This window comes from Geomonas silvestris, from assembly GCF_014193515.1.
GTDB lineage: Bacteria > Desulfobacterota > Desulfuromonadia > Geobacterales > Geobacteraceae > Geomonas > Geomonas silvestris.
In genome coordinates this window covers 246,977-267,851 of record NZ_BLXX01000002.1, presented here as the reverse complement: position 1 = coordinate 267,851, position 20,875 = coordinate 246,977, and the positions used below count along the sequence as shown (strand labels likewise).

The following is a 20,875-nucleotide window of genomic DNA, read 5'->3' as shown; positions in this document are numbered from 1 at the left end:
TGGCGACCCACGAGGGAGGATCCATGACCGCTCCAGCCACCCGCCCCACCCTGCGCGCCGCGCTCAGCCAGGAACAGCCGCTCCAGGTCGCCGGCACCATCAACGCCTACGCCGCGCTCCTCGCCCAAAAGGCCGGGTTCCGCGCCCTCTACCTCTCCGGGGCCGGCGTCGCCAACGCCTCCCTGGGGCTCCCCGACCTGGGCCTCACTACCTTGAACGACGTCCTGGAAGACCTGCGCCGCATCGTCTCGGCCAGCGAACTCCCGGTCCTGGTGGACATCGACACCGGCTGGGGGCACGCCTTCACGATCGCCCGCACTATCCGCGAGATGGAGCGCGCCGGAGCGGCCTGCGTGCACCTGGAGGACCAGGTCGCGGCCAAACGCTGCGGTCACCGGCCGGGGAAGGCGCTGGTGAGCCCGGAGGAGATGGTGGACCGGATCAAGGCTGCCGTCGACGCGCGCCGGGATCCCGAGTTCCTCGTCATGGCGCGCACCGACGCCATCGCCGTGGAGGGGGTGGAGCCGGCCCTGGAACGGGCCTGCCGCTATCGGGAGGCGGGCGCGGACCTCATCTTCCCCGAGGCGGTCGGCGCGCTGGAGGAGTACCGGCGCTTTAAGGAGGCGACCGGGCTTCCGGTCCTGGCGAACCTGACCGAGTTCGGCCGGACCCCCTGCTTTACCCTCGACCAGTTGCGCGAGGCGGGGGTGAGCCTCGCCCTGTACCCGCTCTCCGCGTTTCGGGCCATGAGCCAGGCGGCGCTGACGGTGTACCGGGCCATCCGCGAGGAGGGGACGCAAAAAGGGGTGATCGGCCTGATGCAGAGCCGAGCCGAGCTCTACGAGATCCTCGGCTACCACGAGTACGAACGGAAACTGGATGAGCTGTTCCAGAAAAAGGAGACACCATGAACGCGACGTACAGCCCGGGGCTGGAAGGGGTCGTGGCCGGAACCACGGCGATCAGCACCGTGGGGAAAAAAGGGCGCGGTCTGAGCTACCGCGGTTATTCCATCAACGACCTGGCGGGCCGGGCCAGCTTCGAGGAGGTGGCCCACCTCCTTTTGCACGGCTATCTCCCGGACCGTGACGGCCTGGCACAGTTCCGCAACCGGCTGGTGGCCCGGCGCGGCCTGCCGCCGGCACTGAAGAAGGTCCTCGAACAGCTGCCGGCCGACGCGCACCCCATGGACGTGCTGCGCACCGGCTGTTCGGTTTTGGGGGCCCTGGAGCCCGAGGGAAGCAGCCTCGACGGTGAGCGCACCGCGGAGCGCCTCTTGGCGAGTTTTCCGGGGATGCTCATGTACTGGCACCACTTCGCCACCCGGCACCGCCGGATCGACCTGGAACTGGAGGAGGAGAACTTCGCCGGCTACCTGATGACGCTCTTGCACGGCAAACGGCCCGACGAGCTGAAACGGCGCACCGTGGACGCCTCGCTCACCCTCTACGCCGAGCACGAGTTCAACGCCTCCACCTTTGCCGCCCGGGTCACCGCCTCGACCCTCTCCGACTTCTACTCGGCGGTCACCTCGGCCATCGGGACCCTGCGCGGCCCGCTGCACGGCGGCGCCAACGAAGAGGTGATGCGCCTGGTAAGCCGCTTCGATTCGCCGGAGCAGGCGGAGGCGGGACTTAAGGAGATGCTCGCGCGCAAGGAGAAGATCATGGGTTTCGGGCACCGGGTCTACAAGGATATGGACCCGCGCTCGCCCATCATCCGCAACTGGTCGCGCGAGCTGGCCGACGCCAGCGGCCACCGGCCGCTCTTCGCCATCTTCGAGCGGATCGAGCAGGTCGTCCTCGAGGAAAAGGGACTCTACCCGAACCTCGACTTCTACAGCGCCTGCGCCTACCACCTCTGCGACATCCCGACCGCGATGTTCACGCCGTTTTTCGTTTTCGCCCGCATCACGGGGTGGTCCGCGCACATCATGGAGCAGCGCCAGGCGAACCGGATCTTCCGGCCGGTCGCCGAGTACCTGGGGCCGGATCCCCTCAAGTACCCGCCGCTCGAGCAGCGGAGGCAGGAACCATGACCACGGCCGACCAGAACCTGCGCCCCGAGCCCGACCCCGAGCTTGCCGCCATCGCCGATTACCTCTGCGCCCCCTGGCGGCCCAGCCCGGAGGCGCTCACGACCGCCCGCTACGCCCTCTTGGACAGCCTGGGGTGCGCCGCGCTCGCGCTCGACTTCCCCGAGTGCGCACGGCTCGTCGGTCCCCTGGTCCCGGGGGCGACGCTTCACGGCGGCGCCCGGGTCCCCGGCACGCGCTACGAGCTCGATCCCGTGCAGGCGGCCTTCAGCACCGGCGCGCTCATCCGCTGGCTCGACTTCAACGACACCTGGCTCGCCGCGGAGTGGGGGCACCCCTCGGACAACCTGGCGGCGCTCCTTGCCGTGGGGGACTACCTCTCCCGAAGCCGCCTGGCGTCGGGGCGCCTCCCCATCCTCATGGGAGAGCTCCTGGCGAGGCTGGTGCAGGCCTACGAGATCCAGGGGGTGCTGGCGCTGGAGAACGGCTTCAACCGGGTGGGGCTGGACCACGTGCTGTTGGTGAAACTGGCGAGCGCGGGGGTGGCGGCCAGGCTTTTGGGGGGGAGCCGGGAGCAGGTGATCGCGGCGGTCTCCCAGGTCTTCGTGGACGGCCAGAGCCTGCGCACCTACCGGCACGCCCCCAACACGGGGAGTCGCAAGTCCTGGGCGGCGGGGGACGCGGCGAGCCGCGGGGTGCGGCTCGCGCTCTTGACCCTGGCGGGGGAGGAGGGGTATCCAAGCGCCATCAGCGCCCCGACCTGGGGCTTCAGCGCCGTCTCCTTCAAGGGGGAGCGCCTGAGACTGCCGCGCCCCCTGCAAAGCTACGTGATGGAGAACATCCTCTTCAAGGTCGCCTACCCCGCCGAATTCCACGCCCAGACCGCGGTGGAGGCCGCCGTCGCCCTGCACCCGACGCTCGCGGGCCGGCTCGAGGAGATCGACCGGGTGCTGGTGGCCACCCAGGAGTCCGCGGTCCGCATCATCAGCAAGACCGGGCCGCTCTACAACCCGGCGGACCGGGACCACTGCCTGCAGTACATGGTCGCCATCGGGCTCATCTACGGGGAGCTGAACGCCGGCCACTACACGGACCGCGTGGCAGGCGACCCGCGCATCGACGAGCTGCGCGGGAAGATGGAGGTGCGGGAGGAGCCGCGCTACAGCCGCGACTACCTCGACCCGGAGAAGCGCTCCATCGCGAACGCCGTCCAGGTAGTCTTCAAGGACGGCAGCAAAAGCGAGGAGGTCGAGGTGGAGTATCCCCTGGGGCACCGGCGGCGCCGCGCCGAGGGGGTGCCGCTGCTCCTCGACAAGGCGCGCGCCAACCTCGCGCGGCGCTTCCCCGAAAAGCGGGTGTGTGAACTGGTCGAGCTCTGCCTGGACGGAGAGCGGCTGGAGGGGACCGGAGTCTCGGAGTTCATGGACCTGCTGGTCCCGTGACGCCTGCCGCCGCTTCGGGAGGCGAGCCGGTTCGCGATGCCGATGCAAAAAGGGGGGAGACTGAGACCAGTCTCCCCCCTTTCTTTGGGTTCATCGCTTCGCGGTGATGGCTGTGCAGGGGCGCATGATCATGCGCCCGGCGCGCCGGCTGGCGCTTGGTAAACCCATTCCTCGGATGGTTATCTTCCCCGCTTCAGCATCCCCGATCCTGAAAGAACCATTTTTTCTGCGCCGATATTCCCGGTGTGCTCGAACCGGACGTTCTAAAGCCTGCCGCCCACCGGTCGCGCTCTTTACTGCCCGACGAACGACTTCACCGGCGAGCTCACCGTGGCGCCACCGGCCGAGGAGGAGACCTGGTAGTAGTAGGTGGTGCGCCGGGCGACCCCGGAGAGCTTGAAGGCGTGGGCCGTGCTTAGGGTGCTCGCCGTGAAGGTGTTGCTCAGGGTGGTCGCCGAGGTGCCGATGCGCAGCACCGCGTTGGAGGCGAGGTTGGTGTTCCACTGGATCAGCACGGTGTACAGGCCGGTGGTCGCCGTCGGTCCCGAGGTGATGGACAGGGCCGGAACTACTGGGGCGCTCGGTGTGGCGGAAGCCTCGGCGGAGAGCGGGGAGGTCCCGCCGCTGTTGCTGGCGGAGACCTTGTAGTAGTACCTGGTTCCGTTGCTCACCTTGGTATCGCTGAAGCCGGGGGCACCCAGGCCGGTCGCGATGGGAGTGGCCCCCTCGGCGCCGGAGGCGCTGCCGCGGTAGACGCTGTAGCTGGTGGCACCGGAAACCGCGCTCCATGCGAGGGTTACCGCCGCGTTGCCGGCGACGGCGCTCAACCCGGTCGGTGCGGCCGGCGGGGTCGGGGTGGTCGTCGTCGGGGCGAGTGCCGCCAAAAGATTTGCCCCGTTGAAGGAGCCCCAGCCGGTCGCGTTGTCGTAGCCGGTGATGGCGGGGTAGTAGAGGTTGGTGGTGCTGTCCGTCACGTCGTGGAAGCTCCCCTGGTACCCCGAGCCGGTGGCCAGCTGGTAGAGCGCCGGGTTGGCAAATCCCAGGGGCCCAAGCCCCGCGCCGTTGCGCAGCTGGTTTACCCGCGCCGTGAAGGCGGCCCACAGCGGCGAGGCGCAGCTCGTGCCGCCGAAGATGTACCACCCCCCCTGGAAGTAGATGGAGTACCCGGTCCCCTGGTCCGCGTTGAGGGCGACATCGGGGACGTTGCGCATCACCGAGGAGGCCAGGTTGCGGACCCCCTGCTGCCAGGAGGGGATGCTCCAGACCGCGCTTACCCCGCCCCCCCCCGCGCCCCCCGCCACGGTGTTGTTGGTGTTCCAGGCCGATTCGCGCAGGTAGCTCTGGCCGCTCGCCACTGCGAGACGTGTCCCCCCAACCCCCACCACGTACGGCTGGGAGGCGGGGTCGTCGACGCTCAGGGTGCTCCCGTTGTCGTAGGCGCCGCTGTCGCCGGCCGCGGCGTAAACGGTCTGCCCCTGGGCGGCCATCTGCTGAAAAATGGCATTTTCGCCGGCGATCACGCTCTGGCTGCTCTGCCCTTCGCTCAGGCCCCAGGAGGTGCTGATCTGCTTTGCCAGGTTGTCGGTGGCGATCCGGTTGTAGGTGTCGAGCACCCCCTTGTTGGAGTTGGGCCCCTCGTAGACCAGGATCTTGCTCACCCCGGGAGCCAGGGCAAGCTGCAGCTCGATGTCGAGGGTCACCTCGGACGCCCCCGACCCGGGCGCGCCGGAGAAACCGTCCACCAGCACGTTTTGCAGCGGGACCGCGGGGAGGCCGAAGTACTTGGCGTAGTAGGCGACGTCGCTTGGGTTGTAGCCGTCCAGCTCGAAGAGGGCCAGGACCTGCCCGGTGCCGGTGGCGGTTACATTGGCGAGGTTGTAGGCGCTTTTGATGTTGCTCGGGGTGAGGCCGCCGCCCGGGCCGCTGCCGACCTGGTAGGGTGTGGCCATGGCGGTCGTGCCGGCCGCGTGGTAGTTGCTGTGGGCGTGCCAGGAGGTGGCGCTGTCCAGTCCGACCATCCCGTTAACCCGCGCGGCGATCCCCTCGGGGACCGAGGGATCCTGGTCCGGGGCGTAGAACTTCCGGCCGTCGGCGCCCTGGTAGTGGTGCAGCTGCAGCCCGAATCCCGTCTCCACCCTTTCCGCCGGCCCGGCGACGTCCAGAAGGAGCCGGTTGGCATGGCTGCCGGTGACGCGCAGCCCGATGCTGCGGGCGTAGTCGGCGACCGCGTCGTAGTCGGCTTGGGTGGGGGCGAAACGCTGGGTGAACTCCTGGGGAGTCAGGTACTTGCCGTGCTGCGGGTCGCTTGGGTCGTAGAGGTGTTTGAGGAGCTGGTCCAGCTCCTGCTGGTTGCGCAAAAGGAGCGAGAAGACCAGGGATACCTCGCTTGAGGCCGGCATCCTCGAGAGCCACCTGGCCTTGGCGACGGCTTCGCCCGGGACGTGGCCGTGCAACCGGTGCATCGATTCCTGGCTGGCCAGGACGGGAGTAACGGCAAGGGCGGCCACCAGAAATGCGCCGGCCAGATGACGCAGGCAGGACAGTAACATCATGATCTCCTCCGTTTGGGAAAGTCGGGAACTCCCGAGGGTTGCACGAACAGGCTGCCCGGATGGGCGCCAGCTGACGTGCGAGCGGCGTGCCAAGGCAACTCTGCTTAATCGTTGGCGGGGCGCGGCCGGTGTGCCGGCGGGAGTGTGCAGCGCGAGCGCGTTGCTGTTCGAAAGCTGCACAGGAGAAGAGGTCAAAAGACACCCATAAAGATCCGGTAGCGCCGGCTCTCATGGGGGATCGTTCTTCGTGATTTTCTGGACCTGGCAAACGGTGCGGGGCTATGCTGATCGAAGAGTGCACCAGCCAAACGAAGAGGTAGAGGACATGAAACGGATACTTTTGAGTGTGGCGACGCTCTTGGTGGGACTGAGCTTCACGGCCGGCGCAGGTGCCGTACCGGCCGGCGACATGCCGGCAGCGATCTCCGAGATGGAGACCGGACACGACCAGACTAAGCCTGTCCAGGCTCCCGCCAAGAAGGCCAAACAGCACAAGAAGTCCAAGAAACCGAAGCACCAATCTGCCGCGCCGGCGGCCCCTGCCCAGGGAAAAAGCTCGACCTCACCCGCTCCGGCAGCGCAGTGACCTGCAGGCGCCAAAAAGGGGGAGTCTCGCCTCCCCCTTTTTGTTACGACCGACCGGATGCAACTCCACAACCTCCCCGACACCCCGCTTCGGGTGTCGGGGCGAATGATGATCGGAACCATCATCCTCACGCAGGTACTCTCCCCAAAAAATCCCAGGCAACGCAGCTTGCCTTACGTCCTCCCCTTGCGAAGGAGTGAGGGGATTGGACCCAGGTTGCTACCAGCTCCACATTTGCTACAGTGCTAAATCCCCCTTCCCCGTCCCTTCACGGCGCTTCCGCGCACCGCCCTTCCCGTACACTCCCGCCAGTGCATCCCACTGGCAGGAAAATACGCACAAACGCAGGTTTTTCGCCGGGAAGCTAAAGTTAGCGCTCCTGATTCCGATAGACGACACTAGCGGGCAGTTTTCTAATGAATTGATAGAGGCCAGGGAGCTCAGGAATGAACGGATCAGATCTCATCTACTACGGTATCACCGGCTGCGTCATCGTGCTGTTTCTGGCGGTGGTGGTCAACTACTCGGTCAACACCATCATAAAGCAGCTCACCGAGCGGTCCCTGGTGCGGTTTCAGGAGCGGCTGGCGCAGGAGACCGCCAAGGCGCTGGCCGGCTTCCGGGCGAGCATCTGCGAGCAGATGGCGGTGCAGGAGCGCAAGTCCGATACCCTGGCGAAGCTCTACGCAATGCTGATCGACCTGACGCGCGACGGCAAGGAGTTCGTGAAGAGCGCCGGCAAAGGAGAGCCCCTGCGCGCCGAGAAGACCATGCGCACCTTCGAGGAGGCCTCGCGCTCCTTCGGGGAGCAGATGCGCAAGCACTCCCTGCACTTCTCCGACGAGTACAAGGCGCTCATGGACGGCTTCGTCGCCGAGCAGGAGAGCCTGATCAAGTTTTTCGGGGCGCGTTGGAAAACCGGCGGCCGGGATGCCGAGGAGCGCAAGCAGGACATCGAGGAGATCCGCCAGCACTGGGCCCGCTTCGAGGACCGGGTGGGGGTGATCATGGAGCACACCCGTAACGAGTTCCGCGGCAAGACCGCCACCCCGGAGAGCGTGATGCGCAAGTGGCTCAACGAGACGCCGGACAAGGAGGCGAAATAGGCTCGACCTGCCAATCGTGCCACTGCCCGTGTCACACATTCATTAATGGCACGCAAATTGCCTTAGTCTCATACTGTCCGGATTTACTGTCAAAGGGCCAAAGAGTTCCAGCTCTTACTGTCTGAAGTCCAAAATGGCCCCTGGCATAGACGCTCTTCGGGTAAACGGTTGACATTTAGTAGGTGTTCCGCTGACTGTCGGCAACTGGCAGTACCGCAGGGCCACCTGACGAGAATGAGTAATAGCAGGAAATGCAAGAATTTTTTGACTGATGTGGTCAAAAGCTTGACTCGTACAAGGGCCGCGGCAGGTGGATCCGCACACTGAGGAGCAACGGGACTTTCGGATGGACAGGAAATCATGCTTATTTGCCATGCTGATCGCCGCAATCACCCTGATCGTCTTCAACCTGGGTACCAGGCACGGGGATGCGGGCGAGAGTCGCGAGATCTCCGGAGACGAGTACGCCAAGCTGCACACGGTCGCCAGCCTCTATTCTGAGGTCGCCGAGGGGATGTCTGACGACCTGAAGCACGAACGGCTCACCCTCGCGGAGTACAACAAGATCATGCAGCGTTTCGAAACCGAGCGCAGCCGGCGGGAACTCGGACAGCAGCAACGGGTGCTGAAGGTGGCGGCGCGCATGTCTGCCGCGGCCTACCGGCGTGCGCAGTAGCGGGCGGCACTCCGCCCTCAAAGAGACGACACGGAAAACCGCCCCTGGCACCGGGGGAGGCATGCTATTTCAACTGGGACCCCAGCGGTCTCTTACCTTCGAGCACAAGGAGATGTCATGAGCAAAAGGAGCATCGCAACAATTCTGGCCGCAGTTTCCCTGATAGCGCTTGCCGCACCCGTTCTGGCAGACAGCTCCGTGTGCGTCGTCAAGGCGCCGGAGCTTCGACTGCGGAAAAGCCCGAGCAAGAAGGCCCGCATCGTTGCGGTGCTCAAGAAGGATGCCCGGGTCAACGCGGAAACCTGCGGCGGCGGCTGGGTCAAGGTCTCTTCCGCCGACGGCCACTTGGCGGGCTACGTGGGGGGGTGGGCGCTGAGCGCCGAGGCACCCAAGGTGGCCGGGGCCGCGGCTCCGGTAGCCGTTGCGGCCGCTCCGGATCCGGCACCGGTTGCCGCTCCGGCTCCCGTGAAGCCCGAGGCGGCAAAACCGGCACCGGTCGTGATGGACGTGCCGAGCAACGAGAAACTCGCCGTCCAGATCACCGAGTTGCGCCTGAACGTCCTGGGGATCGAGCGCGACATGGACAAGATGAACAAGGACATCCAGAAGATCAAGACCTCGCTGCGTAAAAACGGCGGCAGCAAGAAGGTCGCCCACTCCAAGAAGGCGCGCAAGCTCATGGCCAAGCGCTAGCCTGACCAACTGCGGCAGACCGGCAGGCCTTAGGGCTCGCCCGGCACGCGCGGTCGTTAGCGCAGAAAAAAAGGCCCCCGGGTTTCCCCCAGGGGCCTTTTTTCGTTATCGGGCGGGATGGTCAGCGGTTTTTCCACTGGTACTGGTGCGGCCAGCGCGTGGTGTCCACGGAGGTGACCGCGGTGTGGCAGATGTTGCAGGCGGTGCTGCGGCGCCCGGAGCCGTGTTCACTCAGAAACTCGCCGGTCCCCGCCCCCCTGGAGCCGGAGTGGCAGACCCCGCAGCTCCCCAGGGACTTGGCGACGCTTTGGTACTGCAGCGCTTGGTAGTTGTCCGAGGCCTCCCGCGACGGCACCATGGCGTGGGGGCTGCCGTGGCAGCCGGCGCAGTAGATCCCGCCGTGCCCGGCCGCGTTGCGGTAGAGGGTGGTCCCGGTATCCACTTCGGCCACGCCTGCGTGGCAGGTGGCGCACTTGGGCTCGGTGACCCAAGGAACCTTGCTGCCGTTGGCGATCGCAGTGGCCATGGCGGCCAGGGGGCCGTGGCAGCTTACGTTGCTGCAGTTGCCGTCGGCGGCTGTGTGGGCCAGGCTGCGGTTGCAGCGGGTGCTCGTGCCGGGATGGCAGTCGTAGCAGGCGGCACCGACGCTGGCGTGGAAGCCGTGGATCGCCTCGGAGAGGTACTTGCCGGAGGAGCCGCGCCCGGTCTGCCCCAGGGCAGGGCTGCCGTGGCACTCGGCGCAGAGCACCGGGCGCCGGCTCATGAGCGCGGTGCTGAGGTTGGCGTCATGCTTTTGCAGGATGTCCACGAAGGGGTTCGGGTTGCCGTCGTGGCACTTCGCGCAGTTGATCTCGTCGGAGGTCGGCACTGTGGCCCGGGTCTGGGCCAGCACCGTGCCGCTTTGATCCTTCACGGTCACCTCGACCACCTGGTAGGGGTTCCAGACCTTGGCGTCGTCGAGCGGGGTGACCGGTATGCCGTTGACCTGGAAGTGGTCCCCCTTGGCCACCATGGTGCCAGAGAGGCCGTTGTGCAGGGTCGGGGTGTCGAGGTTGAGCCCGGTGTCGGGCGCGAGGGTCACCTTGAAAAGCTGCAGCACGTAGGTCCAGAACTGCCCGAAGTTCCCCTTGGTGACGGAGGTGGTGTTGTTCAGCATGCGGTACTCGACGCTCACCCCGCCGGTGACGACCTGCGGCGGCGCTCCCCGCTTGACCACCTGGGCCCAGACCGTGTTGTAGGGGGGGAGGATCACCGCCGTGTCGTAGCTCGGGTTGAGGCAGTGCATGCCCAGGTCGTTCCAGGCAAAGACCACGTACTGCGCACCGTTGACTGCCGGAGTCACGGTGGCGCCACCGCCGCCGCTACCTCCACAGGATGACAACGCGAGCATCCCGAGTAGCGCGAACGCTGCCGCAAGCCCCGAGTTCCCCTTCATGGTAGGCCTCCTTTTACCGCGGATTGATTCTCGCACAAGCTATGCGAGTATAAGTTAACATTAACCATTCTCTTTTCTGTGTCAATCCCGGCAAGAAACAATAAGGAACTGGCAGAAAAAAGTCCCTCGCTGTCGAACCCTCTACGCAATGCCTCAAGTTTCACAAAACACTGCCGAAATAGCGATTCAGAGACACGTGACGCGGATCGTTTTGAGGATCCGCGTGAAATTCTGACAGCCGAGGAGCCGTATGAAACTGAGAACCAAGGTAAATCTGACAGTTGTCCTGGTATTCGCGGTGGTTATCGCCACCCTCATCGTCACCGCCGCCACCAGTTCCCGCAAGATCATGGGGAGAATCCTGAACGATACCCAGATAGCCCTGGCCAAGGACAACGCTGCCGGCGTCAACGCCTGGATGCTGGCCAAGCAGGGGATCATCCAGGCCGGCGCCAAGGACCTCTCGAAGTACCCCGGCCAGCCCCGGGACTACATCACCAACCTGGTGAAGATCCTGGCGGAGGCGGGGGGGTTCTCGACGGTCTACCCGGGTTACGAAGACGGCCTCTTCATCTCCTCGGACGGCTGGGTGCCGGCAGCCGGCTGGGACCACCGCAAGCGCCCCTGGTATGAAAAGGCCAAGGCGGAGCTGAAGGTCTCGCAGACCGAGCCCTACATCGACGCCCAGACCGGGAAGCCGATCATCTCGTTCATCGCCCCCATCACCGACCAGGGTAAGTTCACCGGCGTGTTGAGCTCCGACATCATGCTGGATGACGTGGTGAAGAAGGTGCTGGACGTCAAGGTGGGAAACTCCGGTTACGCCTACATCATCGACAAGGACGGCAAGATCCTGATCCACCCCGACAAGAGCCTGGTGCTCAAGAAGAAGTTCCAGGACCTGGCGACCGGCGTGGCCGACCTCCCGGGTAAGCTCGCCTCGGCCCCTTCGGGGAGTTTCGAGTACCAGGTGGGAAGCGACCAGAAGATCACCTCCTACGCGCTGATCCCCGCCACCGGCTGGTATCTCTGCGTCGCGGTTCCCAAGGCCGAGGTGTTCGCCCCGGTCTCCACCCAGACGGCGACCCTGACCACGCTGGGGATCGTCGCCCTGGGGCTGGGTGTCGTGATCCTGGTCCTCTTCATAAGGACCCTGCTTAAGCCGCTGGGGCTTTTGAGCGACCGGATCACCGACTTGGCCGAAGGTGAGGGGGACCTGACCCGGCGCATCGAGGTGGGCGAGCGCGACGACGAGATCGGCGCGCTGGCCCGCGAGCTGAACAAGTTCATCGGCAGCATGCAGGGGATCGTCTCCCAGATCGCCGGCGCCTCCCGGACCTTGACCGGCGAGGCGACCCAGCTGACCGCCACCTCCACCGGGATCTCGGTGGGGGCCGAGGCGGTGGCCGGCCAGACCGCCAACGTGGCGACCGCCAGCGAGGAGATGGCCGCCACCGCTTCGGACATCGCCCGCAGCTGCCACCACGCGGCGGACAGCGCGCAGGTGGCCGCCAACACCACCCAGCAGTGCTTCAGCGTGGTGAGCCGCACCGTTAACGGCATCCGGGAGCGCGGCGAGCTCACCAAGGACAACGCCCGCGGCATCTCGTCCCTGGGCGAGCGCTCCGAGCAGATCGGCGCCATCGTCGCCACCATCGAGGACATCGCGGACCAGACCAACCTTTTGGCCCTCAATGCCGCCATCGAGGCGGCCCGGGCCGGCGAGCAGGGGCGCGGCTTCGCGGTGGTCGCCGACGAGGTGCGGGCGCTGGCCGAGCGGACCACCAAGGCGACCCGCGAGATCGGCGACATGATCAGGGCCATCCAGCAGGAGACCCAGGCGGCCATCACCTCGATGGAGGAGGGAGTGCGCGGCACCGAGCGCGGCGTCGAGGAGGCGGCCGAGTTGGAGGGCGCCCTGTCGAGCGTGCTCGAGCAGGTGAACCAGGTGACCATGCAGGTGAACCAGATCGCCACCGCGGCCGAGGAGCAGACCGCGACCACGGGGGAGATTACGGCGAACATCCAGCAGGTGACCTCGGTGGTGCAGGAAACGGCGGCGGGGGCGCAGGAGTCCGCCCAGGCGGCCATCCGGCTCTCCACCCTGGCGGGGGACCTGCACCGTGTCGTAGGGAAGTTCAAGCTGTAGCGAAGGCCGGCAGTGCAGACGCAAAAAGGGGCTCCCAGACCGGGAGCCCCTTTTTTGTTCCACTGCAGCTAACGGCCGCTAAATGCGCTGCGCCTCGGGAAGCGTCTTGCAGAACTCGGCATCGACCAGCAGGATGTGGTCGAAGAGCCAGTTCCCCAGGAAGGAGAGGAGGTCCACCGAGATGTCGCCGCCTGCCGCGAGCTCGTGCCAGAAGGCCATGATCATCTCGCCGAACTTGCGGTGCTCCGCGCGGTGCTCCTCGAGCCCGGGGTAGCCGCTCGCCACCATGGCCCGCTCCTCGGCCTGGAAATGGTACCGGGTGTACTCCAGGAGCTCCCGGGTGACCCGTGCCACGGTCTCCGAGCCATCCTCATTGACCGCGCTGCGATATACCTCGTTCAGTAGATCCACCAGGTGCCGGTGGTGCCCGTCGAACTCGGGAACACCCTGTTCAAACCGCTTCTCCCAAAGAAGTATAGCCATAGTCCTACCTTCACCTCGACTGTCTCGGAACCCGAAAAGGTTCCGGCTTTTAGCGTTAGCTGCCCTGCGAGCGGTACGTGGAGCGGCGCTCCGCTGGATCTCATCGGCCCAGCCGGCGAAATCTTGAGGTGGATTTGGCGCAGCCACGTCTAAGACCCCTCACAGGGGGAGATCCGGGCGTGGGGGCGGCGGCCGTCGCCGCGCTAGAACTGGTGGCTCAGCCCCAGGTGGAGCCCGAGGTCCGGCGAGGTGCTCACCCGGACGTCTTCGGAGAAGCCGATGTCCAGCGCGGTCTGGGGGGTGAAGGAGAGCGTCCCGCCGAAGAGGAGCTGCAGGGCGGTCCACCCCATCTCGGGCAGGTCGCTGCGGTAGAAGGGGGAGTGGCTGGAGAGCTGGGCCTTGAAGGCGATCCAGTCGCGCGGGGACCAGCCGGCGCCGAACGAGCCGAAGCCGACCAGGTGGTTCTGCCGGTCGGGGAGGACGTCCGCGTCGCTGAGGGCCAGCAGGCCCGCGGCCCCGAAGAGGGCGAGGTGCATGCGCCCCTGGGAGACCAGGTAGTCGTCACAGCCGGTGAGCCAGAGGGCCAAGTCCGTGCTGCCGCTGCCGCGCAGCCGCTCGCTGCTGCCGGTGGGGAGCTTCAGGCTCGCCCTCAAAGCGACTGCGCGCGTGGAGGCGGCGCCGGCATCCTGGTAGAGCTGCCAGGCGCCGTTCAGCCGCAGGTCCCCCAGGCCGAAGTTGCTGCTGGCCAGGTGCAGACGGTCCCGCCCGTCGCGCTGGTAGTCGAAGTCGAGACGGTCGTGCGGCGCCTGTTTCCTCCCCCCCTGCGGCAGCCCGAAGATGTCGTGCCACCCCTCGATGAGGCCGTCCAGGGCGCCGCCGCTGTACCCCACCAGGGGGAGGTCGGCGCCCACCTCGAACCGGTCGGCGACGCCGTAGCGCACGGCGAAGGTGGTGCGGTAGCTCTCGCCGTCGAGGAGGATCTTTTCCCGGCTGTTGTCGCCGAAGGTGTAGTTGTTGGCGACGTCGCTGCTCAGAAGTCCCCAGAAGCGGCCCGGTTTCTGTATGGTGGCGCTCTCGGCGGCAGGAAGGCCGAATATCTGCACCAGCGGGCTCTGGTTGAAGGTGTAAAAGGGTGTGGCTGCGGGGCTCGCCGCAAGGCAGGAGGGCGCGCCTGAGCTCGCCAGGTAGAGAAGCGTGAGGATCAAGAAAGTGCTCAGTCGGTGCATGTGTCTCAGGTCCCCCTAAAACTGTGATTAACACAGGACGATCAGGCTTTCCTCTTCTAACATGACAGCCGCGATTGTCAAAGGAAAAGGCAACGGGCAAGGGACTGGGGGTGGTTTATCCATCAACTCCGCTCAATCCGCGTTCCCAGGTTTTGACGTATGCCGCTATGAACCACAAGCTAAATTGGCCACCGTTTCTTGTTGATTGCGCTAAGCTTGCTACCCTTATCTGTGGCTCGAAACAGGGCCGCAGAGAAGAGGCTGCCGTCTTACTGAAAGAGTGACTCAGGCAGCCCTAGCTGACAGGAGGTGGCACCGTGAGTGATCTGGCTTGCAACATCGTTCTTTACCGGCCCGACGCGGAGAAGCTCGCCCGGACCTTTCCCCATTGGCAGGTTGAGGCGCTGCTCGAGCAGGCGGACCAGCTGATCGAGCGCGCACTCGCCGACTTGGCCCGTTTCTCGGCGCTGGACTACGCCTGGCACGAACTGGAGAGCGACCTGGAGTCTCAGGAGAAAAAGCTCGGCATGTACCAGCGCAGCGCGGCGGAGCAGGTGTTCGAGCGCGAGCCGATTGAGCCGCGCGCCGAGGCGGAGGGCGCAGAGGAGCCGGCTGCCGAGGAAGAGGCACACTCCGAGCCCCCCGCCGCCGGAGGCGAAGTGGCGGCGCACTTCGAGGAGTCGCCCGGCGAGCCGGGGCCGCTCAGCTCCCTGGACGTGCGGGTGGAGGCGGTGCAGCGCAAGAAGAAGCTGGCGGAGCCGGGTGGGCCGTTTGCCCTCAACGAGCAGCGGGACCTGGCGCTCAGGCGCCTTTGCCACGACTACGAGGCCGCGGTGGACCGCTGCGTGGTGGCCGAGCAGGGGCTCAAGCTCATCTACGGCCACGAGCCCGCGTCCCGCCCCCTGCCGAGCGAGGCTGAGACTCTTGGGACCTCGATGACCGGCCTAGCGCTCTGGATACGCGAGGCCCGCCAGTTTCTGGCGACCTGCCGGCTGCGCGAGGAGAGCTTCACCCGGGCAGTCTCGGTGCGCTCGCTTTTGAACCGCAACGCCTGGGCGCTCCTGCGCCACGCCCGGGACAGCTACGCAATCAAGCTGCAGGTGCCGGTCGACCTGTTCCGGGAACACGACAACTGCCGGATCAGCGGCATCTCGGCCTACCTGGTCGGCGAGGCCGGCACCGTCCCCTGGTCGCTCACGGTCCGGGTCCCCGAGGAGGCGGTCTACGAGCGCGGCGGCCACAGCATCGAGGTGGACCAGTCGGCTCGCCGCGCCTGCCTGGTGGGAAGGCTGGAAAACCGGCGCACCGGGCGGACCCCGGACCTCTGCGGCGGCGCGCTTCTTTTCGGTGCGAGCCCCATCGGGCGCTCCACCCAGGGGGGGCTTTGGTCGCTGGAGATCTTCAAGCCGATGGGGGCGACCTCCGAGACCTTCAGCCACATCGAGGACCTGGTGCTGGAGATCCACACCGCGGGAATCCCGCATTGAGGGGATCCCCTGAAGGAACAGGCCATGGACGCTGAGGAGAGCCGGAGAGCGCAGACCGCGGGGGAAAGCGAGATGGCGAGCGTGGTGGACCGCAACATCGCGGCACTGCTTGCCCGCAAGAAGGCGGAGGAAAAGGCCAAGGGGTGGCAGGAGCGCGTCGCCGATACCATCACCGGCTTCACCGGCAGCATGACCTTCGTCTACCTGCACGCCGTCCTGTTCGGCCTCTGGATCGCGACCAACCTCGGGTGGCTCCCCGAGGTGCCGCGTTTCGACCCGAGCTTCGTGGTGCTGGCCATGGCGGCCTCGGTGGAGGCGATCTTCCTCTCCACCTTCATCCTGATCAGCCAGAACCGGATGCAGGCGATCGCGGACAGGCGCGCGGAGCTGGGGCTGCACGTGAGCCTTTTGGCCGAACACGAGGTGACCCGCCTGATCGAGCTGGTGACCGCCATCGCCGACCGGATGGACCTGGAGCAGTCCCGCAACCCGGAGCTTCAGGAGCTCGTCAAGGACGTGAAGCCCGAGAAGGTTTTGGACCGGATGAGCGAAGTGGAAGAAAAAAACGTCCTTCCGGAGTAGCCCCGGCACCCGCCAGTCCCGTTGCCGCGCGGCCAAAGCACCTGCGGCAACCCGCCCCCCTTCCTCCCGCGCTACCCCAAAACGGTTCACAACAGGTGCATTCTGTGCTATCAGAGGAACCGCCCGGTTTCCTCCCCCTCCGGTTTCCTCCAAGGGGTTACTCCTCCGCCTGGACGCCGCCCATGACCTTCCAGCTCTGGCTCGCCTTTGTCGCTACCAGCGCCTTTTTGCTGGTGATCCCGGGCCCTACGGTGCTCACCCTGGTGAGCTACGCGCTGGCGCACGGGCGCAGCGCCCGGCTGCCGCTCACCGCGGCGGTCGCGCTGGGCGACACCACCTCGCTGTGCGTCTCGATCCTGGGGCTGGGGGCGCTGCTCTCCGCCTCCGCCTTCTGGTTCACGGTGCTGAAGACCGCCGGGGGGCTCTACCTCATCTACCTGGGGGTGAAGCTCTTGCGCGCCGGCTGTGCCACCTCGGAGCTGGGCGCTGCCCGCTCGGCGGAGTCCCGCGGGCGCATGTTCCTCAACACCTACCTGGTCACCGCGCTCAACCCCAAGGGGATCGTGTTCTTCGTGGCCTTCCTGCCGCAGTTCGTCGATCCCGGGGCGGCGGCCGGTGAGCAGCTCTTTATCCTGGCGCTCACCTTCGTCGCGCTGGCCGTGGTGAACGCCACCTGCTACACCGTCTTTGCCGTCTCCGCGCGCCGCCTGCTCGCCTCGTCGCGCTCGCAGCGCTTTTTCCACCTGACCGGGGGCTCGCTGCTCTCGGCTGCCGGGGTGTGGGCCCTGTGGGCCAAGCACCACGCCTGATGCTCCGGCCGCCCGTCCGGCCGCCGCCAATTACCTAAACAGAGGATCGTACATGAGCCTGCTCGAATCCGTTTTGACCGCAAACCGCGCCTTCGTCCACCCCGGCGCCTTTCCGCCGCTCCCCAAGAACCCGAAAAAACAGCTCGCCATCTTCACCTGCATGGACACCCGCCTGGTCGACTTCCTGGAACGCTCCATGGGGATCAAGCGCGGCGACGCCAAGGTGATCAAGAACGCCGGCAACATCCTGATCGACCCGCTGCACGGCGGGGTGATCCGCAGCCTGGTCGCCGCGATCTTCATGCTGGGGGTTGAGGAGATCTTCGTGATCGGCCACGAGGACTGCGGCATGGCCGGCGTCGACCCGGCCCAGTTGAAGCGCGACATGATCGCCCGCGGCGTGTCGCAGGAGGCGATCGAGTCCCTGGTGCCGGACCTGGCCCAGTGGCTGGGGGCATTCGCCTGCCCGGCCGAGAACGTCACCGAGGTGGTGAACAAGATCCGCGCGAACCCGCTGATCCCCACCGACGTGCCGGTCCACGGCCTGATCTTCTGCCCCAACGACGGGCACCTGGAGGTGATGGTGGACGGCTACCGGGCGCAAGGGTACACGGAAAAAGGCGGCGGCCGCGCGAGCTAGCCGGACGGCACAAAAAAGGGGGGGGGATGCTGTGGCATCCCCCCCCCTTTTTTGTGCGCTGCGCAGTCCTGAACGGCTAGAGCATGCGGAACTTCTTGGCGGCCTTGGCCGCCTTTGCCGTTTTGGCAAGCTTCGGGGACCCGGTGAACCAGACCGGGGCGAAGTTGTCCTTGATGGCGGTGAACGCGGTCTTGTTGAAGTTCACCCCTTTGTCGTCCCTCGGCACCATGGCGTACTCGACGCCACCCTGCCGGATCGCTCCCTCCACCAAGGCGAAGATGATCCCGCGGGCCGGGTTGTCGGACATGTACTGGGATTTGTAGGCAAACGGTACGTCGAGGACGAGGACCGGGTAGCTGGTCACCGGTTCCACGATCTTCCAGGTTCCTGCCATGGCGAGCTGCTCGACCTGGCCGCCGGTCATGTAGTTCTGGACGTAGAACTGGGCGGTCCCGCTGGTTCCGCTGCCGGCGAACTTCACCCCGAAACTGGTGTTGTTCATGCTGGAGCCCAGGTGGAGCATGATGTCGCTCCCCACCGCGAAGTGCGATACCATGTCCGCCACCGAGGCGACCCCGGTCAGATCGTAGTTGGTGCCGCTCATCCAGACCTTGTAGGTGTCGCTCTGGGGGATGAAGGTCATCTTGTAGGCTTCGGAGCCCACGGGGAAGGTCGCATCGGTGGTGACCGAGACGTCCTTCACGAACATCTTGATCGGCTTGCCGGCCACGTCGATCTTGCTCACGCTGATCACCTGTTTCACGCCGCTGGCTTTCAAGGTCCAGGTTGCGGTCCCGTCGCTATTGAAGACCAGGGTGCCTGCCGATGCGCTGTCGTCGTAGCTGCCCCAGCCGCTCGAGGTGAGCGCGTAATCGTTGTTGGAGTTGGTGGTGGCGGTCCAGGTCGGGTTAAAGTAGGTGTAGGTGAAATTGTCCTCGGTCAGGGCATAGCCGTTGGTGCCGGATGCGCCGAGTTTCACCACGCCATAATAATAGGCGTACTGGCTTTGTGAGAAATTCTCGCGGTCGATCGAGAAGAATCCGTCGGTCCCGAGCGCGGTCTGGAAGGAGCTCACGACGGTGGTGGTGCCGGCCTGGGTGAGGTTGTCCTTCAGCGCATCCACTGCCGCCTGGCTGCTGGTGTCGATGTTGACCGTTGAGGTAGCGATGTCTGTCGCACTGAAGGTCCCGGCGGTGTCCACCTGGGTGGAGATGGTGGCGAGCTGCGAGATCACCTCGGCAACGATGACCTTGATCACGTCGTTCAGGTTCGCGGTCGGCGCTGCCTGCTGGATGGCGGTCATGTTGTTGCCGATGGCGGTCGCCACGACCTGGGAGACCTTGCTCAGCTTGTCGTAGTCGTCGCTTACCCCTTTTTTCTGCACGAAGTCGTCGAAGAGGCTCGTTGCCGGGGCGACGCCCAGGTTCGATTTCACGGCAGCCTCGGCGGCGGTCACGGAGAGGGCCGGGTTGGTCTCGATCTGGTTGTGGATCAGGGTGGTAAGCGGCGTGATCACCACCTTCCCTTCGGCCGTCTTCGGCGCGTCCGGCGGCGTGGAGAGCACGTAGGCGTCGCTTACCGGGGTGCTGGTGCTCCCCTCGTGGTTGATGGTGGTGTTCTTCTCGGCCAGTACCACGATGGCGTGGTTCCTGAGGTCGGCCGCACTGACGCCGGTCAGGGTGTAGCCGCCATCCGCGTCGGTCCAGGCGGTCGGCTCGCCCGGGGTGTAGAGCTTGTCGTCGTTGAGATCGAGGAACACCTTGGCGTGCTCAAGGTAGCCGTCGGCCACCACGCCGGTCACGCTGTTCTGAGTGACCTTGGCGGTCCCGCCGCCGCAACCGCTCAGTGTCAGTGCTGCTACTGTACCTGCTGCCCAGAAAATTCTTCCAACCCTCATAAAACTACCCCCTTTCGGTGTCAGTGCCCGCCTCTTGCCAACGGACAGCCGCGTATTGAGACAGAGCAGGCTCGTTTACTGTCTGTCCGTCACTTGGCACTATCGGTAAAGGAAGCTGTTTACTTGAATACGGCAGGAAAAAAACTTTCTGGTTCAATGACATCTGTCTGGAATGACAGGGGGAGGAGGGGAAAACGGCCTGCGCCTGTCGGGCAGCAGGCCGCGTCGCGGGGAGGGGCCGGCTCAGGGCCAGTGGCTGCCGCCGGAGAGGGTGGCGCGGAACTCTCCCACCTTCAGCTTCACCACGAGCTTCACAGGGATGCGGCGGCTGTCGTCGCTGAGCCAGACGGTCATGTAGTCGGTGCGCGGCTGCTGCCCTTCCGCGGTGAGTACCGGGCGCACCACGATGGTCTTGAATTTTCCCACCGGCGTGCGGAGCTCTTCCCGTCGCACCACGCGCACCTCGGCATTCCAGAGTCTTTTCAGGTCGTAGACCTCCATGTGCACCGGCTTGCCCGGCTCCAGCTCGGCGCTCCGTATGAAGTAGATGCAGGAGAGGGTGTCGAAGGTCTTGGGGGTGATGCTGTCCGTCTTCTCGGTGTGCTTGAGGAAGTCCTTGGTCTCGACCTTGAGCTGCTGGAGGTCGAAGAGCGCTTCCTTGTTGGTGTGGGTCTTCCCCTCGTTGATGCGCTCCCGGAAAAGGCGCGGCATGCCGAAGGGCTCGTCGCCGCTGCCACGGGTGAGGACCGATTCGGAGCGGTCGTCGATGGGGAAGAAGGTGTTCACCAGCCCGGAGGAGCGCACCGTGTAGACCAGGTGCAGCTCGCCGTTGCGCGGGGTGACCTCCTGGACCGCACTGCCGGCCTTGATGCCGCTCCAGTGCACTTCGTATTCGAGCCTCTCGGGGACCGGTAGGGGCTGGGCTGCCCAGGCGCCGAGGGTTAAGGCTAGCGACCAAAAAAGCGATAGGGACACGAGCGTTGTCTTTTTCATACCACCTAGTGTGCCCGTGCCGCCTTTTTTTGGCGAGGCAATTTTTTTACCGTAAAAATGGCAGATTTCAGGAGGTTCCTCCGC

The 20,875-nt window shown here is 65.7% G+C and carries 18 protein-coding genes; 12 read left to right on the top strand and 6 right to left on the bottom strand.

Annotated elements, in window-relative coordinates:
- Positions 1–23: 23 nt before the first annotated feature.
- From prpB to GMST_RS04765, 3 genes are read left to right on the top strand one after another with little or no spacing between them, the layout of a single operon-like run.
- Complete coding sequence (gene prpB, locus GMST_RS04775) at positions 24–911, top strand: methylisocitrate lyase (RefSeq protein WP_183353489.1); 888 nt, start codon at positions 24–26, stop codon at positions 909–911.
- Entirely contained in the window at positions 908–2,038 is a 1,131-nt protein-coding gene (locus GMST_RS04770) for a citrate/2-methylcitrate synthase (protein WP_183353488.1), read from the top strand. Before prpB ends, GMST_RS04770 begins: the two co-directional genes overlap by 4 nt.
- Entirely contained in the window at positions 2,035–3,477 is a 1,443-nt protein-coding gene (locus GMST_RS04765) for a bifunctional 2-methylcitrate dehydratase/aconitate hydratase (protein ID WP_183353487.1), read from the top strand. The genes GMST_RS04770 and GMST_RS04765 overlap by 4 nt, the downstream gene beginning before the upstream one ends.
- A gap of 293 nt (positions 3,478–3,770) precedes the next feature.
- On the opposite strand, the gene GMST_RS04760 is transcribed toward GMST_RS04765, so the two are convergent.
- The gene (locus GMST_RS04760) at positions 3,771–6,029 is read right to left on the bottom strand and encodes a protease pro-enzyme activation domain-containing protein (RefSeq protein WP_183353486.1); all 2,259 of its coding nucleotides are present in this window, start codon (positions 6,027–6,029) and stop codon (positions 3,771–3,773) included.
- 325 nt (positions 6,030–6,354) lie between these two features.
- On the opposite strand from GMST_RS04760, the gene GMST_RS04755 reads away from it, so the two are divergent.
- The 4 genes from GMST_RS04755 (at position 6,355) to GMST_RS04740 (ending at position 9,090) form a co-directional block, all read left to right on the top strand.
- Positions 6,355–6,615 (top strand): hypothetical protein, encoded by a 261-nt coding sequence (locus tag GMST_RS04755; protein WP_183353485.1) that lies wholly within the window; start codon positions 6,355–6,357, stop codon positions 6,613–6,615.
- Positions 6,616–7,061: 446 nt separating this feature from the next.
- The gene (locus GMST_RS04750) at positions 7,062–7,721 is read left to right on the top strand and encodes a hypothetical protein (RefSeq protein ID WP_183353484.1); all 660 of its coding nucleotides are present in this window, start codon (positions 7,062–7,064) and stop codon (positions 7,719–7,721) included.
- Positions 7,722–8,094: 373 nt separating this feature from the next.
- Entirely contained in the window at positions 8,095–8,397 is a 303-nt protein-coding gene (locus GMST_RS04745) for a hypothetical protein (protein WP_183353483.1), read from the top strand.
- 117 nt (positions 8,398–8,514) lie between these two features.
- A complete protein-coding gene (locus GMST_RS04740) occupies positions 8,515–9,090 on the top strand; it encodes an SH3 domain-containing protein (protein ID WP_183353482.1) in 576 nt (191 codons plus the stop codon).
- A 121-nt stretch (positions 9,091–9,211) separates the two neighbouring features.
- Here GMST_RS04740 and GMST_RS04735 read toward each other — a convergent pair whose 3' ends face one another.
- Positions 9,212–10,525 (bottom strand): multiheme c-type cytochrome, encoded by a 1,314-nt coding sequence (locus tag GMST_RS04735; RefSeq protein WP_183353481.1) that lies wholly within the window; start codon positions 10,523–10,525, stop codon positions 9,212–9,214.
- A gap of 250 nt (positions 10,526–10,775) precedes the next feature.
- On the opposite strand from GMST_RS04735, the gene GMST_RS04730 reads away from it, so the two are divergent.
- Positions 10,776–12,674, top strand: coding sequence for a methyl-accepting chemotaxis protein (locus GMST_RS04730; RefSeq protein ID WP_183353480.1), 1,899 nt, complete (start codon positions 10,776–10,778; stop codon positions 12,672–12,674).
- Between the two features lie 78 nt (positions 12,675–12,752).
- Here the strand turns inward: GMST_RS04730 and GMST_RS04725 are convergent, their stop codons facing one another.
- On the bottom strand, positions 12,753–13,157 hold the full coding sequence (locus GMST_RS04725; protein WP_183353479.1) for a bacteriohemerythrin: 405 nt from the start codon (positions 13,155–13,157) through the stop codon (positions 12,753–12,755).
- A gap of 203 nt (positions 13,158–13,360) precedes the next feature.
- Positions 13,361–14,383 (bottom strand): DUF3187 family protein, encoded by a 1,023-nt coding sequence (locus tag GMST_RS04720; protein ID WP_183353478.1) that lies wholly within the window; start codon positions 14,381–14,383, stop codon positions 13,361–13,363.
- Between the two features lie 317 nt (positions 14,384–14,700).
- Between GMST_RS04720 and GMST_RS04715 the strand changes: the two genes are divergently transcribed.
- The 4 genes from GMST_RS04715 to GMST_RS04700 all read left to right on the top strand — a co-directional run bounded on the left by GMST_RS04715 (position 14,701) and on the right by GMST_RS04700 (position 17,901).
- The gene (locus GMST_RS04715) at positions 14,701–15,870 is read left to right on the top strand and encodes a hypothetical protein (RefSeq protein WP_183353477.1); all 1,170 of its coding nucleotides are present in this window, start codon (positions 14,701–14,703) and stop codon (positions 15,868–15,870) included.
- A gap of 24 nt (positions 15,871–15,894) precedes the next feature.
- Complete coding sequence (locus tag GMST_RS04710; RefSeq protein ID WP_183353476.1) at positions 15,895–16,452, top strand: DUF1003 domain-containing protein; 558 nt, start codon at positions 15,895–15,897, stop codon at positions 16,450–16,452.
- A gap of 182 nt (positions 16,453–16,634) precedes the next feature.
- Positions 16,635–17,261 carry a LysE family translocator gene (locus GMST_RS04705; protein ID WP_183353475.1) on the top strand — a complete coding sequence of 209 codons (627 nt, stop codon included), beginning with the start codon at positions 16,635–16,637 and terminating at the stop codon, positions 17,259–17,261.
- 52 nt (positions 17,262–17,313) lie between these two features.
- Positions 17,314–17,901, top strand: a complete 588-nt coding sequence (locus GMST_RS04700) for a beta-class carbonic anhydrase (protein WP_183353474.1) — start codon at positions 17,314–17,316, stop codon at positions 17,899–17,901.
- 76 nt (positions 17,902–17,977) lie between these two features.
- Here GMST_RS04700 and GMST_RS04695 read toward each other — a convergent pair whose 3' ends face one another.
- Both GMST_RS04695 and GMST_RS04690 read right to left on the bottom strand, forming a co-directional pair.
- The gene (locus tag GMST_RS04695; protein ID WP_183353473.1) at positions 17,978–19,798 is read right to left on the bottom strand and encodes a hypothetical protein; all 1,821 of its coding nucleotides are present in this window, start codon (positions 19,796–19,798) and stop codon (positions 17,978–17,980) included.
- Positions 19,799–20,041: 243 nt separating this feature from the next.
- Entirely contained in the window at positions 20,042–20,791 is a 750-nt protein-coding gene (locus GMST_RS04690) for a DUF3108 domain-containing protein (protein ID WP_183353472.1), read from the bottom strand.
- Positions 20,792–20,875 lie beyond the last annotated feature (84 nt).

Coding starts and splice junctions, on each gene's coding strand:
- prpB (WP_183353489.1), top strand. CDS start 24: ATGACCGCTCCAGCCACCCGCCCCACCCTGCGCGCCGCGCTCAGCCAG.
- GMST_RS04770 (WP_183353488.1), top strand. CDS start 908: ATGAACGCGACGTACAGCCCGGGGCTGGAAGGGGTCGTGGCCGGAACC.
- GMST_RS04765 (WP_183353487.1), top strand. CDS start 2,035: ATGACCACGGCCGACCAGAACCTGCGCCCCGAGCCCGACCCCGAGCTT.
- GMST_RS04760 (WP_183353486.1), bottom strand. CDS start 6,029: ATGATGTTACTGTCCTGCCTGCGTCATCTGGCCGGCGCATTTCTGGTG.
- GMST_RS04755 (WP_183353485.1), top strand. CDS start 6,355: ATGAAACGGATACTTTTGAGTGTGGCGACGCTCTTGGTGGGACTGAGC.
- GMST_RS04750 (WP_183353484.1), top strand. CDS start 7,062: ATGAACGGATCAGATCTCATCTACTACGGTATCACCGGCTGCGTCATC.
- GMST_RS04745 (WP_183353483.1), top strand. CDS start 8,095: ATGCTGATCGCCGCAATCACCCTGATCGTCTTCAACCTGGGTACCAGG.
- GMST_RS04740 (WP_183353482.1), top strand. CDS start 8,515: ATGAGCAAAAGGAGCATCGCAACAATTCTGGCCGCAGTTTCCCTGATA.
- GMST_RS04735 (WP_183353481.1), bottom strand. CDS start 10,525: ATGAAGGGGAACTCGGGGCTTGCGGCAGCGTTCGCGCTACTCGGGATG.
- GMST_RS04730 (WP_183353480.1), top strand. CDS start 10,776: ATGAAACTGAGAACCAAGGTAAATCTGACAGTTGTCCTGGTATTCGCG.
- GMST_RS04725 (WP_183353479.1), bottom strand. CDS start 13,157: ATGGCTATACTTCTTTGGGAGAAGCGGTTTGAACAGGGTGTTCCCGAG.
- GMST_RS04720 (WP_183353478.1), bottom strand. CDS start 14,383: ATGCACCGACTGAGCACTTTCTTGATCCTCACGCTTCTCTACCTGGCG.
- GMST_RS04710 (WP_183353476.1), top strand. CDS start 15,895: ATGGACGCTGAGGAGAGCCGGAGAGCGCAGACCGCGGGGGAAAGCGAG.
- GMST_RS04705 (WP_183353475.1), top strand. CDS start 16,635: ATGACCTTCCAGCTCTGGCTCGCCTTTGTCGCTACCAGCGCCTTTTTG.
- GMST_RS04700 (WP_183353474.1), top strand. CDS start 17,314: ATGAGCCTGCTCGAATCCGTTTTGACCGCAAACCGCGCCTTCGTCCAC.
- GMST_RS04695 (WP_183353473.1), bottom strand. CDS start 19,798: ATGAGGGTTGGAAGAATTTTCTGGGCAGCAGGTACAGTAGCAGCACTG.
- GMST_RS04690 (WP_183353472.1), bottom strand. CDS start 20,791: ATGAAAAAGACAACGCTCGTGTCCCTATCGCTTTTTTGGTCGCTAGCC.